This is a genomic window from Microcystis wesenbergii FACHB-1317 (assembly GCF_014696875.1).
Classification (GTDB): Bacteria; Cyanobacteriota; Cyanobacteriia; order Cyanobacteriales; family Microcystaceae; genus Microcystis; species Microcystis wesenbergii_A.
Map to the genome: position 1 here is coordinate 22,445 of NZ_JACJQV010000207.1, position 14,152 is coordinate 36,596.

Below are 14,152 nucleotides of genomic sequence, written 5' to 3' on the forward strand. Positions count from 1 at the left end.
TTTAAGAACTAAAATAACTGATCCTGAAATTTTAGTAAAATCTTTGCAGGATTTAGGAATAATAGTTAAACGTGAAGCAGATGTTCGTGGTTTTAACGGTCAAAGAGTTAGAGCAGATATTGTTGCTGTGCTAGAGGGAGATTATGATCTAGGTTGGAATCTTAATACCGACGGAAGTTTTGACTTAATTGCTGATTTATCGGGAGTTGCTAAAAAACATGATCAAACTGAATTGATTAAGAGTATCAATGCAAAATATGCTGTTAATAAAACCCTTAAAGAAATTAAAGAGAGAGGTTTAAATAAGCGCAATCTCTAATCTGCTAATTTTGTAGGGTGCGTGTTTGCGGCTACTAATTCTGTTAAAAAACTCAAATTAACAATCCGCACCCCACGCAGCAAATTTATTATTAAATTGGTGCATTATGCTTTCGCACTTTACACCCTAAGAGTGGTACGAAGTTGAAGGGTGATCGTTCTTGTCGGTGGGGTGGAGTGCGATCTCTGTCATCGAATAAGATATAATTGGGAAGGTAAAAATAGTTAAAGCATTATGAGTTACCAAAACATTATTACCATTGAACCTGGAAAACGCAGCGGAAAACCCTGCATTCGAGGAATGCGTATAACTGTGTACGATATTCTAGAATATTTAGCAGCAGGAATGACAGAAGCAGAAATTCTTGAGGATTTTTCAGAATTAACTTCCGAGGATATCAAAGCTTGTTTGGCTTTTGCTGCTGATCGAGAGAAAAAATTATTTATCACCTCTTTATGAAACTGTTATTAGATGAAAATTTGTCAGATCGGATTATTGATAAAATAATTGATTTATATGCTGATTCTCAGCACGTCAAGATTTTAGGACTGATCAATACTGATGATGCACTTATCTGGGAATTTGCCAAATTCAACGATTTTGTAATTGTCTCTAAAGATGCCGATTTTCATCAGCGCAGTCTATTATATGGTCATCCACCAAAATTTATCTATCTTCGTATTGGTAATAGTCCCACTGCAAAGATTATCGAAATTTTAAGGGATAATTTTTTAATTATTGTTGAATTTTTTGATAGTGAAACAGAAAGTCTGTTGATATTAAGTTGAGTGTGAGCGCATCATCTTGCGATCGCCTAATCTTGTAGGGTGCGTGTTTGCGGCTACCAATTCTGTTAAAAAATCAAAATCAATAATCTGCACCCCACGCACCAACTTTGTCATTAAATTGGTGCGTTACTACGATTAATTTTCTCACTGGATTGACCTAAGGAAACGCAACACACATTAGATAGGGTTTGCCGAAAAAGCTTTTCGTGGGGTTAGGAGTCAGTCCCAACGAAAAAATTTTCACCACCACAGATGAAAGAGGTTTCTTTCCCTACACCCCACACCAGTCAGTCCCGATGAAAAAATTTTCACCACCACAGATGAAAGAGGTTTCTTTCCCTACACCCCACACCCGTTCGGACCTCGGCCATCTATATATATAGGGTTTGCCGAAAAAGCGTTTCGTGGGGTTAGGAGTGAGTATTCAGTATTCAGATGCGGGTTTTCAGTTCACTGTTCACAGCAAAATACTCCCCAATCCCCCACTTCCCCAATCCCCCACTTCCCCAATCCCCCACTTCCCCACTTCCCCAATCCCCCACTTCCCCAATCCCCCACTTCCCCAATCCCCCACTTCCCCACTTCCCCACTTCCCCACTTCCCCAATCCCCCAATCCCCCACTTCCCCAATCCCCCACTTCCCCACTTCCCCACTTCCCTATCCCTTTTAAACAGGATTTATTATTAGCCTGTATCAGCATTTCTGATTCTATAGTTAAGTTTGGCTAATAACAGCTTATTTTTAGTTGCTTGTCAAGCCCCTATTATAATTTTTAATCTCTGACCCTGAGTCTGATTTAACATTGATCTTAAAAATCTGATTTTTTGTAGCGAAGAAAACAGTTTTATTAACCATTATCTGCATCGATAGAGAGAAATCGAGGAGGGCTGATAATCCTTGAAAGCCTTGTCAATACTAGCATTATTCCCCCTCGAAATTTCCCTAATTCCCTAAGTTTTCCTAACCTTGATCCCCTCTAGGAGACAAAAAATTAAAAACCCTTCATCTTAACTTGGTTTTTAGCGCCAGTCAACCCTTTATTTAAATTTTTGATTCTCTTGCCCGATAACGATATAAATTCTCGTAATGACCAACCGATTTTCCGTGATACGGTTGAACAGAAAGCAACCAAGTTAGCTCTGCAAGCACAAAGGAATGTTAGCAAGTTCCTTCAGCTTTGCATTGGGAACTTGCTAACGCACAATAAGAAAGTCTATGAATAAACAACTGATCAACAAACTACAAGCTGTAACTGCCCTTACCGTAGTGGGGACTACAGCCTCGATAATTTGTTCCCAGACAGCAGGACACAGCAACAGCCTGACGGATATTAGCGTAGGTCGTCAAACTGTTATCGAGTCAACTACTCAAACCGTTCTGTCCGCTTTTTCTAACAGTCGAACATCCGATTCAAATATTAAAGTATCACGTTCGGTTCAAGATAATGCTAACGAAATTCTAAAAACTTTGGAGTCCCTAGTGGACAAAGAAAATACCGTCCCTGCAAGCGTTACACCCCAGACCCAAGAGGCCATTCCTTCGACGATACAACCCCAATCACAACCCAATCAAGTCAAACCAGTCCCGGCCAGCAATCCTGCCTCAGTGACACCGCCAGAGAAGCCGAAAACAAGCCAAGCGGTAAAAACCAGCAGTCGCCCCCGTAAAAAGGGAATGGCCTCTTGGTATGGTCCTGGTTTCCACGGTCGTCGCACCGCTAGTGGTGAGACTTTTAACTCTAGTAGTTTAACCGCCGCCCATCGCTATCTACCTTTCGGCACCAAGGTTAGGGTAACTAATCTGCGTAACGGGCGCTCGGTGGTGGTGCGAATTAACGATCGCGGTCCGTTTAGCGGTGGTCGCCTCATCGATCTCTCCAGAGGTGCGGCAGCGATTATCGGTGTCTTCCAATCGGGAGTTGCCCCAGTGGTCTTGGAAGTTTTAGGCAGATAATCAGTTATCAGTTATCAGTAAACAGTTATCAGTAAACAGTTATCAGTAATCAGTAATCAGTAATCAGTAAACAGTGAAAAGACAGCACTGTTAATTTGTGTCTGGGAAAATTTAGTACAAATGCTCAGACTTCCTCCTTATCTCTGACTTGAAAGAGGGTGTAGGGTGTGGGGTGTAGGGAAGGAAACCTCTTTCATCTGTGGGGGTGAAAATTTTTTCATCGGGACTGACTAAAAACTCACATCTGATCAGTGATCACTGGTAACTGATAACTGATCACTGGTAACTGATAACTGATCACTGATCACTGATAACTGCTATAGTGATCCTATTGAGATTTGACTGGGTTTATGTTAGAAATTAGCGATTTATCGGTTAATTATGGCGGAATCAAGGCATTACAGCAGGTTAGCTTAAGGGTAGAAGAAGGGGAAATTGTCACCCTGATTGGAGCGAACGGAGCAGGAAAAACGACGACTCTAAAGACGATATCTCGGATTTTAACGGCAAAGACAGGGCGAATCATTTATCAGGGTCAAGATATTACCCATTTACCCCCCCATGAAATCGTTAAACGGGGAATTGCCCATAGTCCGGAAGGGAGAAGAATCTTAGCTCGTCAAACAGTCTTGACAAATTTGCAGTTAGGGGCCTATACGAGAAGCGATCGCCTAGAAGTAAAAAGCGATATCGAAAAGCAGTGGCAACTGTTTCCCCGACTATCGGAGCGCCGAGAGCAGTTAGCGGGAACCCTAAGCGGTGGGGAACAGCAGATGCTGGCGATCGCCAGAGCTTTAATGAGTCGTCCCAAGTTATTGTTACTAGACGAACCCAGTTTAGGACTAGCGCCGCAGATAGTGCGAGAAATCTTCAGTATTATCCGTAAATTAAATGAATCGGGAGTAACTACTATCCTGTTAGTGGAACAAAACGCCAATTTAGCCCTAGAAACTGCCAATCGCGGCTATGTTTTGGAAGCGGGACGCTTGACTATTGCGGGAAAAGCCGGGGATTTACTCAGGGATGAGCGGGTCAAACAAGCCTATTTGGGTTGATCGATGATGATGCGGCAACTATAGATAAAATTCTATGGTAAATGTAGGAGAAAAAATATTAACAAAATTTTACAAAGTCGCATAGAATGAACACATAACGAAATAGGTATTTTTTCTTACTGCCATGCTAACGGCTAACTTCCCCTGGCTCACTGCCATCATTTTGCTCCCCTTGCTTGCCTCCTTCCTAATCCCTGTAATCCCCGACAAGGAAGGAAAAACTGTTCGTTGGTTCGCTCTTGGAGTCGGACTAGCAGACTTTATATTAATGTGTTACGTCTTTTTACAAAAATATGATTTAAGCAACCCCAACCTACAATTAGTGGAAAAAATCGATTGGGTTCCCCAAATTGGTTTAAGTTGGGCGGTGTCGGTGGATGGTATCTCGGCACCGTTAGTTTTATTAGCAGGATTGGTGACAACCCTTTCTATCTTGGCCGCGTGGCAAGTGGACCGTAAACCCCGTTTATTCTACTTCCTGATGCTGTTGCTCTACGCCGCTCAGATTGGTGTTTTCGTCGCCCAAGATTTATTATTATTCTTTTTAATGTGGGAAATCGAGTTAATTCCCGTTTATCTACTCGTTTCCATCTGGGGTGGCCAAAAACGTCGTTATGCCGCCACTAAATTCTTACTCTACACCGCCGCCGCTTCTATCTTCATCCTCGTTGCCGGTCTAGCCATGGCCCTTTACGGTGGTGGTGCGATGACCTTTGATATGGCGGAATTAGGATTTAAAGATTATCCCCTCGCTTTAGAATTAGTCCTTTACGCTGGTTTATTAATCGCTTTCGGTGTCAAACTCGCTATCTTCCCCCTCCATACTTGGCTCCCCGATGCTCACGGTGAAGCTTCTGCACCTGTATCGATGATTCTCGCTGGTGTTCTCCTTAAAATGGGTGGTTATGGTTTAATCCGTCTTAATATGGGTCTTCTACCGGATGCACACATCTACTTTGCCCCGATTCTAGCGATTCTCGGTGTCGTTAATATTATCTACGGTGCTTTCGCTTCCTTCGGTCAACAAAACATGAAACGCCGTCTCGCTTATTCCTCGGTTTCACACATGGGATTCGTCCTTTTAGGGATTGCTTCCTTTACCGATGTGGGTATTAGCGGCGCTATGTTACAAATGCTCTCCCACGGTTTAATTGCCGCCGTCCTATTCTTCCTTGCTGGTGTCACCTACGACCGCACCCATACCTTAGCTTTAAACGAGATGGGTGGGATTGCCCAAGCGATGCCGAAAGTCTTCGCTCTCTTTACTGCCGGCGCCATGGCTTCCCTAGCGTTACCCGGAATGAGCGGTTTTGCCAGTGAAATTACTGTATTTATCGGTGTCACTAGCAGTGACGTTTATAGCCAAACCTTCCGGGTTGTGACTGTCTTCCTCGCTTCCGTTGGTTTAATCCTCACCCCGATTTATCTACTCTCCATGCTTCGTCAAGTTTTCTACGGAGATGGTTCTTCCTGCGATATTACTAACATTCTCCCCAACAAAAGCAACGAACAAGCAGTTTGTTTTGGTACTAGCTGTGTCCTTCCTGACGAATCAGAATATATTGACGCTAAACCCAGAGAAATCTTTATCGCTGTCTCTTTCCTCGCTTTGATTGTCGCTATCGGTTTCTATCCCCAATTGGCTACCCGTATCTACGATGTGAAAACGGTGGCAGTTAACTCGGAAGTGCGTCAAGCTTACACAGAAATCGCCGCTACTCGTCAAAATATCTACGCTGAAACTCAACCCGACGTAAGCGCCAAGGTTGCCAGTATATTCCAATAAATTGGCAAGTCTAAAGTGAATAGGTTATCAGGAGTGGAAATTCTGCTCCTGATTTTTTTGGGCGAGGAGAAAGATGCGAGCATTTGTACAGAAAACGGGTTTCTCGGAGAAACCCGTTTTCTACTCAATAACCAGATTTAGTATAATATCGTCTCTGGGATCAAAACAGAAGCTTAGAATAGATAAAATATGTGGACTTTTATTGATTTATTTGCCGGTATAGGAGGATTTAGAATCGCTCTAGAGAATCTCGGTTGTCAATGCGTTTTTTCCTCGGAAATCGATCCTCACTCCCAAAAGGTTTACTTGGCTAACTATGGTCATTTACCCGATAATCAAGACATCAGAAAATTAGAGGTAAAAACTGTCCCCAATCATGATATACTCTGTGGCGGTTTTCCCTGTCAAGCGTTTAGTATCGCCGGCAGAAAACACGGTTTTGAAGATGCACGCGGAACCTTATTTTTTGAAGTTGCCCGGATCCTACACGAAAAGAAACCGAAAGCTTTTATCTTAGAAAATGTCCAGGGGTTAGTCCATCATGATCGAGGTAAAACTTTAAAAACTATTTTAGATATACTAGAAAAGGATTTGCATTATTTTGTCCCTAGTCCCCAGATTTTAAATGCCAGATATTTTGGGGTTCCTCAAAACCGTCCCCGAATTTTTATTGTCGGTTTTCGAGAAGATTTAAATATTTACCATTTTTCCTATCCTCAACCAACCCATCAAGAAACTTGTCTCAAAGATATCCTAGAAGAAAAGGAAGTCAGCGTTAAATATTATCTCTCTAATCAGTATTTAGAAACTTTGTTTAAACACAAGGCCAGACACCAAAATAAAGGTAATGGGTTCGGTTATGAGATTATTTCTCCCGATGGGATCGCTAATGCTATTGTGGTGGGAGGTATGGGAAAAGAAAGAAATTTAGTTATCGATAAAAGACTGACTAATTTCACTCCCGTTACTCGCATTAAGGGAGAAGTAAATAAATTATTCGTCCGCAGAATGACTCCCAGAGAATGGGCAAGATTACAGGGATTTCCCGATAGTTTTCAGATTGTTGTTAGCGATGTCCAAGCTTATAAACAGTTCGGTAATTCTGTGGCTATTCCTGTAGTAGAAGCGGTGGCAAAAGAGGTGATTAAAACTTTAGATTTATCGAAGAAATCAAATGTAAACGTTAAATTTACAGACTGGCAAGGAAAACAATTAGAGTTATTCACATAATTGAAAAAACACCATGAATTATCGCAGCTATAATAGGGGAGAATGGACTGAAGTTTATGTATTATTTTACTTGTTGGGACAAAAAAAACTTTATAAAGGTGATGCGAGTTTTCAAAAACTCTCAGATTTCTTTTATATAAGCAGAGTTTTTCACTATGAGAACCTAGAAAAAGTAGAATTTCAATTAGAAAATAATCTCTCTGAAATCGTCATTAAAAGAAGTGGTTGCATCAATCAAAGAATTTCTGTTCAGGATTTCATTAATAAAGCAAATGACATATTTGAAGCTATTATAAATAGTCAAGGAAGGAGTTTTTCTATTCCAGCCATCGAAGATTTTCTCAAAAGTATCAATTGTCAAAATATTAAACAAGATTCAAGAAATGTTAAAGATATAGAAATTGGAATTATTGATACAAAAAGAGATAGGCATGACAATTTCAGTTTCTCAATCAAATCTAAATTAGGTCAATCACCAACAATTTTTAATGCTGGTAAAAAAACGGTTTTTATTTATAGGATTGAAAGCAATAATAATCTTGATATTCCAAAGTTGAAAGAGTTGGAATCAGCAACAAAAATTTTAAGAACAATTAGGGGTCAGTGTCAAATAGTATTTGACGAGTTAAAAACCAGAGAGTTTACTAACACTTTTTATAGAAATCTCATCCTGATAGATGATAGTATGCCAATTATTGTGGCGAACTTACTGCTAAATGCTTATAGTGGTGAAAATAATAAAAGTATAATAGAATTGCACAAAAAAATGACAATGGATAATCCCTGTGGCTATGAACTGCAAAATGTCGGAGAAATTTATGAGAGAAAGATAAAAAACTTTTTAACTGATATAACATTAGGATTAAAAGCTTCGGAAGATTGGAAAAAAGATAATACACCTAATGGATTTTTAGTGGTCACAAGGAATGGTGAAGTTCTTTCCTATTATTTGTTAGATAGGAAAACTTTTGAAGATTGTCTTTTTACTCAAACTAAGCTGGATGTACCTAGTAGAACAAGACATGATTATGGAACTGTATATCAGGAAGAAGGAAATTATTATATTAAGTTATGCCTTCAGGTAAGATTCAGATAGCAATCACGTTTCAGAGTTAAGCAATGTTTTTTCTAACAGCAAAATAGGATTCTGACTAGACGCGGTTTTTCCCTAGAGGTGATAATAAAAGAGCAACAGAGGTGATGGTTTCGCCGGTTGTGCTTGTTAAAGGTATCTTTCTTATACTACACTTGTAACACCAATCTGTTTAGTATTCGGGAGAGAAAAATTATGCGGACAATCACACGCACCACCACTACCGATATGGAAGTCACCAGCATTCGTCTGGAAAGAGTCCTCAAGGACAAGCTGAAAGAGATTTCCGGCAATCAAGGTTATCAAGCACTCATTCGCGATGTCTTGTGGAATTTCGTTCAGCAGAAATCAGGAGATTATCGACCTCAGTTTTGTGCCAGCGATATAAGGGCAGTATTTAACGCTACAGCTAGAAAAAATGAGATTTGCGCCCTTACAGGCAATTTAATCCCCGCTAATGAAACAATGTTGTTAGGTTTGACCATCCATGGCGATTTAGTCCCGTTGAGTATGGATAGTTATGCCAATTTAAAATAAGTTTGACTGGGGTGGGGGAGAATCCAGTATAGTTAGTCCTCACCCAAGGGAGATGGGAAGTGGGAATTATAAATTTAAATTATCAATTATGAATTGAGAGGTGGGGAGTTTTTTGCCGTGAACAGTGAACTGATAACCGATAACCGATAACTGATTACTGATTACTGATTACTGATTACTGATTACTGATGACTGAACCGATTTTACGAGTGGTTTTAATTAATCCGCAAATTCCGCCAAATACGGGGAATATTGCCCGTACTTGCGCCGCAACCAAGACAGAATTGCATTTAGTTGGTCCCTTGGGTTTTGAAATTAGCGATCGCTATCTGAAGCGGGCCGGCTTAGATTATTGGCCTTATGTAAAACTTCTGTACCACTTGACAATAGATGACTTCTGTGCATATCAACAAAAGAGCGGCGGAAGGGCGATCGGGTTTACCGTGCGCGGCAGCAGCAGTTATGTGCAGTACACCTATCAAAGCGGAGATTGGCTACTTTTTGGCAGTGAAACCGACGGTATTCCGGCAGATTTATTAAATAAGTGCGATGACACGGTTTATATTCCCATGGCAGAACCGGGGGTGAGAAGTTTAAATCTTTCCGTTAGTGTGGCGATCGGATTATTTGAGGCCCGACGACAATTGGGATTTATTCGTTAGCGGGATATTTGGCTATATAAACAGAGCAAATAAACTGAATTGACCCCAAAAATTAGAAAATTGCTTTTATTTAGCTCATTTTTGCCTAAAAATAACTTTTTTTGCTAGTATCAGAAAAAAATAGCGATCGCCGTCAATCTTGTCCGTAATAACAGCAAGAAATTATGTGGATTATCCTAGAGCAAATTAATTGTTGCTCCTTGTTAATTACATAATTTATTGAAAATAAAAAGGCAAGATTAGGCTCATGAATATCTTTGACCTTTCTCTCAATTTTTTTCGCAATTTACAGCTTTTTAATCGGCAAAAATCCACCTCTGGCTTAACTCAAGTCGAGATGTTAGTTACCATAATTTTATTAGGAATTCTCTTAACCATTGCCCTTTCTGTTTATCAGCGTTTAATGGCGTGGATTCGCTTAAATATCGCCACCTTTGAAATATCACAACAGTGGAAAAATACCCGTTATCAAGCCATGGGAGAAGGTTCTTATCCCCTATCTTTGTGCATGGCAGCAAGTGAAACCGAACAGATTAAAGTGGCAAAAGTACAAGGAGACCGCTGTGAAAATGTCACCGATTGGACTCCCATCACTCGCGGCGTTAGCATCGATACTAATAATTCTACCCTACGCCGAGTTAGTGGACCTGCGGGTAATCAAGGTACAATTTATCGCGCTAGTTGGGCCGATACAAGGGGGGGTTTAGGCGGTTCTTGGGGACAGTTAGGCAGAATTACATTAGTTGCTCCCGGTACACCGGACAAACGCTGTTTATTTTTATTCCGCGTTGATGGTAGTTGGGATATTCGCCAAGATAATAGATGTGTGCGTTAAAGCGGCAAAAGTTATCGTTATCTAAGGGAGGGCATCAGCCCAAAATCTAACATTAACGAACACTTTACACCATAATAATGTCGAGAGAGCCACGCTCAAAAATCAAGAATCCCGACAGATAGCCTTTCTGGGGGGAAACTTAGACGGTTTTCAGTCCGTCTGGGAGTACACTAGAAAATACTCACTTATTCGATCGAGCCGTTCATGATTATTTCCGTCGTAGCACTGAAGGGAGGGGTCGGGAAAACCACCACATCGATTCATCTGGCCGCCTATTTTCAAGAAAAAGCGCCCACCTTATTGATTGATGCGGATAAAAATCGTTCGGCTCTCCATTGGTCCCGGGAAGATACCCTTCCTTTTATGGTAGCGTCCCAAGCTGGAGCGACGGGACTGGTGAAACAATACACTCATATTATCGTCGATACCCAGGCCCGGCCGGAGCCAGACGAGTTAAAAGATTTAGCTCAGGGCAGCGATTTATTAATCTTACCCACCACTCCCAATCATCTCGATATCGATGTCGCAATTAAAGCGGCAGAATTGCTGTCCACGATGACCGATAATTATCGAGTTCTTTTAACCCAAGTGGATTCACGGACAAAAACAGGACGGGAAGCGCGGAAAGCTCTAGAAGAAGCAAAATTACCCGTATTTAAGCGAGAAATTCCCCGTTTAGTGGCTTTTGAACGAGCGGCCGAAAAAGGAGTCATCGTCAAAGATTATCCCGACACCCGGGCCAATTTCGGTTGGCTTTGTTACCAAGCGGTCGGTAAAGAAATTTTTGCCCTAATGACATAAATTGTTAAAAAAGTTAATATTAATATTTGTGTCATTTTTCCCCGAAAAGATACTTAATCTGCATGGGGACTTTTTGTAATCTTCCGTTAAGCGTTCACTCCTAAATCGGTAAAGTCTGAGACAATCAAAAAAGTCTGACTGTAGGAGAACCCTCTATGAAATTGGCCTATTGGATGTATGCGGGTCCCGCTCATATTGGCACGTTAAGGATCGCCAGTTCCTTTAAAAATGTTCATGCTATCATGCACGCTCCTCTGGGAGACGATTATTTTAACGTCATGCGCTCGATGTTGGAAAGGGAGCGTAATTTTACCCCCGTCACTGCTAGTATTGTCGATCGTAATGTTTTAGCCCGGGGTTCCCAAGAAAAAGTCGTCGATAATATTGTTCGCAAAGATCGCGAAGAAAGTCCCGATTTAATCGTTTTAACCCCCACCTGTACCTCCAGTATTCTCCAAGAGGATTTACAAAACTTTGTCGAAAGAGCGCGACAGGATGCCGAGGGAGATGTGCTGCTGGCCGATGTCAACCACTATCGCTATAATGAACTACAAGCGGCCGATAAAACCCTCTATCAAATTATCAAATATTACCTCGATAAAGCCCAGAGAAAAGGGGAAATTATCTCCCAGAAAACCCCTAAACCCTCGGTTAATATTATCGGTATTACCACCCTCGGTTTCCATAACCAACATGATCGCACAGAATTAAAGCGGTTAATGGCAGATTTGGACATTGAAGTTAACGAAATTATCCCCGAAGCTGCCTCGGTGGACAACTTAAAAAATCTGCCCCGCGCTTGGTTTAATCTGGTTCCCTATCGAGAAGTGGGATTAATGACAGCCAAATATCTCGAAAGCGAATTCGCTATGCCTTACGTTGATATTACCCCCATGGGAGTGGTGGAAACAGCCCGCTGTATTCGCCAAATTCAAGAGGTAATTAATGCCCAAGGTGCGGCAGTAGATTACGAAGATTTTATCAATGAACAAACTCTGCATATCTCCCAAGCTGCTTGGTTTTCTCGCTCCATCGACTGTCAGAATTTAACCGGGAAAAAAGCGGTGGTTTTTGGTGATAATACCCACGCAGCCGCTATGACAAAAATTCTCGCCAGGGAGATGGGAATCCATGTGGTTTTAGCGGGGACTTATTGCAAGTATGATGCCGATTGGTTCCGGGAACAAGTGAGTGAATATTGCGATGAAGTGTTAATTAGTGATGATAATGGGGCGATAGGAGATGCTATTGCTCGATTAGAACCAGCGGCGATATTTGGTACTCAAATGGAACGTCACGTCGGCAAACGTTTAGATATTCCCTGTGGAGTAATTGCTGCACCTATTCATATCCAAAATTTCCCCCTCGGTTATAAACCTTTCTTAGGTTACGAAGGCACTAATCAGATCGCCGATTTGGTCTATAATTCCTTTACTTTGGGTATGGAAGATCACCTATTAGAGATATTCGGTGGTCATGATACAAAAGAGGTAATTACTAAAGGTATTTCGGCAGATTCTGACCTAAATTGGAATAAGGAAGCTACGGTAGAATTACAGAAAATCCCCGGTTTTGTGCGGGGGAAAGTCAAACGAAATACCGAAAAATTTGCCCGGGAGCGAGGTATTGGTGAAATAACTTTAGAGGTAATGTATGCCGCTAAAGAATCCGTAGGAGCTTAATTATTTCTTAGGGCTGAAAGTTAACAGCATTCAGCCCTTTTTTTAAGTTATTTACTTAATCCCTGAAGTATTCTTTCCTCTACTCCTTTCCCCTGGATTAACACTCCAAATCCTCCTAAACCGGTGGGATTGATTAATTGATGTAGGGCATCTCGACGCTGAAATATAGTTAATATATCGATTTTTCCTTGAGAAAGTTGATTTAATCTATCCCCTAATCCCAAAGCCATTAAAAATAATCCTTGCTGAGTAAAACCGAGATTTTTTAAGCCTAATTTCTCCCCTTGACGTTGTAAAGCAGTAAAATCCACATGAGTGGTAATATCTTGTTCTCCCACCCACAAATAAGGATGATCATGACGCTGATGTTGTCGATAACATTGTAGGGTTCCTTGACTTCTTTGGGGATGATAATACTTTTCGGCAGTGTAACCGTAATCTATGGTTAAGATATAACCTCGATCGAGTTTGCGATTAACCGTTTCTAACCAGTCTAAAGCTAATAAGTTTACCTCGGTTTGATAACCCTCCGGATAAAGTGGTGAAGGAATATTTATCCCGACTAAATCAAAATAGTCTTTGATGCTGTTGGTGGATAAATCTGCGATAATCTCCTGAAAAGGTTCCCCCAATCCCAGATAAATTTCTCGTAATTCTCCCGACTCGATCACAACTCGATGGACAGGAAAAGCATCGATTAACTCATTACTAAACACACAACCCACAAGGGAATTATCGGCTAAATTCGGCCAACTTTGCCAAGATACCGGGGAATATCCCGCTAAAGTTGCCCGTTGTCTTTCCCTGAGTTTCTGAGATTGTTCGATAATTATATAACTGAGATTTTCATAAAAATCAGCATAGCTATGACTTAAATAATCAAGGATATCCTTAGCTAAAATTCCCGAACCTGCTCCCACTTCCACTAAAGTAAATCCTCGCGAATTGCCCAAAAATTCCGCCATCTCGACAAATTGCTCCGCCAACAATTGGCCAAAATCTGCCCCTAGGGACGAGGAAGTAAAAAAATCACCTTTTGAGCCAATTTCTACTTTTCCAGAGGTATAATAGCCATAATCGGGGTGATAGAGAGCTAAATCCATCCAGCGATCGAAGCTAATTCGACCCGCTGCTGATTGTCTAATTTCCTCTAGGATGATTGCTTCTAAATTCATCTTGATCAGGGAATTATGAATTATGAATTATGAAATGGGAATTAGGAATTATGAAATGGGAATTATGAAATGGGAATTAGGAAGGCTGTATCTCACATTTGCAGAAATACCGACAATCAGCAATTATCAGTGACTCTTAAATTATTACAGACGTATCAGCAGCTGCGTGTAAGCATCCCACCGAAAAACTAATGCGCGGGGGGTTTGGGGGCGGCGCCACGCCCCCAACGGGGGG

The 14,152-nt window shown here is 41.2% G+C and carries 15 protein-coding genes; 13 read left to right on the plus strand and 2 right to left on the minus strand.

All coding sequences use genetic code 11. From position 1 onward, the window contains the following. The first annotated feature begins 13 nt into the window (after positions 1-13). From H6F92_RS21880 to H6F92_RS21890, 3 genes are all read left to right on the plus strand, one after another. Positions 14-319, plus strand: a complete 306-nt coding sequence (locus H6F92_RS21880; protein WP_052276958.1) for a DUF1257 domain-containing protein — start codon at positions 14-16, stop codon at positions 317-319. A gap of 234 nt (positions 320-553) precedes the next feature. Then, entirely contained in the window at positions 554-778 is a 225-nt protein-coding gene (locus H6F92_RS21885) for a DUF433 domain-containing protein (RefSeq protein WP_002745983.1), read from the plus strand. Then, complete coding sequence (locus H6F92_RS21890; protein ID WP_190359467.1) at positions 775-1,107, plus strand: DUF5615 family PIN-like protein; 333 nt, start codon at positions 775-777, stop codon at positions 1,105-1,107. The genes H6F92_RS21885 and H6F92_RS21890 overlap by 4 nt, the downstream gene beginning before the upstream one ends. 431 nt (positions 1,108-1,538) lie before the next feature. On the opposite strand, the gene H6F92_RS21895 is transcribed toward H6F92_RS21890, so the two are convergent. Continuing rightward, positions 1,539-1,808, minus strand: coding sequence for a hypothetical protein (locus H6F92_RS21895; RefSeq protein ID WP_199308293.1), 270 nt, complete (start codon positions 1,806-1,808; stop codon positions 1,539-1,541). Between the two features lie 515 nt (positions 1,809-2,323). On the opposite strand from H6F92_RS21895, the gene H6F92_RS21900 reads away from it, so the two are divergent. From H6F92_RS21900 to bchB, 10 genes are all read left to right on the plus strand, one after another. Beyond that, on the plus strand, positions 2,324-3,061 hold the full coding sequence (locus H6F92_RS21900; RefSeq protein WP_190359468.1) for a septal ring lytic transglycosylase RlpA family protein: 738 nt from the start codon (positions 2,324-2,326) through the stop codon (positions 3,059-3,061). A 350-nt stretch (positions 3,062-3,411) separates the two neighbouring features. Further along, positions 3,412-4,116, plus strand: coding sequence for an ABC transporter ATP-binding protein (locus tag H6F92_RS21905; RefSeq protein ID WP_190359469.1), 705 nt, complete (start codon positions 3,412-3,414; stop codon positions 4,114-4,116). Between the two features lie 124 nt (positions 4,117-4,240). Continuing rightward, positions 4,241-5,902 carry an NAD(P)H-quinone oxidoreductase subunit 4 gene (locus tag H6F92_RS21910; protein WP_185240000.1) on the plus strand — a complete coding sequence of 554 codons (1,662 nt, stop codon included), beginning with the start codon at positions 4,241-4,243 and terminating at the stop codon, positions 5,900-5,902. A gap of 189 nt (positions 5,903-6,091) precedes the next feature. Then, positions 6,092-7,132, plus strand: a complete 1,041-nt coding sequence (locus tag H6F92_RS21915; protein WP_190359470.1) for a DNA cytosine methyltransferase — start codon at positions 6,092-6,094, stop codon at positions 7,130-7,132. Positions 7,133-7,145: 13 nt separating this feature from the next. Further along, positions 7,146-8,228, plus strand: coding sequence for an HpaII family restriction endonuclease (locus H6F92_RS21920; protein WP_190359471.1), 1,083 nt, complete (start codon positions 7,146-7,148; stop codon positions 8,226-8,228). A 192-nt stretch (positions 8,229-8,420) separates the two neighbouring features. After that, positions 8,421-8,762: a hypothetical protein gene (locus H6F92_RS21925; RefSeq protein WP_190359472.1), complete on the plus strand. Its 342-nt coding sequence runs from the start codon at positions 8,421-8,423 to the stop codon at positions 8,760-8,762. A gap of 188 nt (positions 8,763-8,950) precedes the next feature. Further along, positions 8,951-9,424: a tRNA (cytidine(34)-2'-O)-methyltransferase gene (locus tag H6F92_RS21930; protein WP_190359473.1), complete on the plus strand. Its 474-nt coding sequence runs from the start codon at positions 8,951-8,953 to the stop codon at positions 9,422-9,424. Positions 9,425-9,671: 247 nt separating this feature from the next. After that, positions 9,672-10,259, plus strand: coding sequence for a prepilin-type cleavage/methylation domain-containing protein (locus H6F92_RS21935; RefSeq protein ID WP_190359474.1), 588 nt, complete (start codon positions 9,672-9,674; stop codon positions 10,257-10,259). Positions 10,260-10,463: 204 nt separating this feature from the next. Continuing rightward, positions 10,464-11,060 carry a ParA family protein gene (locus H6F92_RS21940; RefSeq protein ID WP_190359475.1) on the plus strand — a complete coding sequence of 199 codons (597 nt, stop codon included), beginning with the start codon at positions 10,464-10,466 and terminating at the stop codon, positions 11,058-11,060. A gap of 155 nt (positions 11,061-11,215) precedes the next feature. Beyond that, positions 11,216-12,742, plus strand: coding sequence for a ferredoxin:protochlorophyllide reductase (ATP-dependent) subunit B (gene bchB / locus H6F92_RS21945; RefSeq protein WP_190359476.1), 1,527 nt, complete (start codon positions 11,216-11,218; stop codon positions 12,740-12,742). 47 nt (positions 12,743-12,789) lie between these two features. On the opposite strand, the gene H6F92_RS21950 is transcribed toward bchB, so the two are convergent. Next, positions 12,790-13,917, minus strand: a complete 1,128-nt coding sequence (locus tag H6F92_RS21950) for a class I SAM-dependent methyltransferase (RefSeq protein WP_190359477.1) — start codon at positions 13,915-13,917, stop codon at positions 12,790-12,792. Positions 13,918-14,152: the final 235 nt, after the last annotated feature.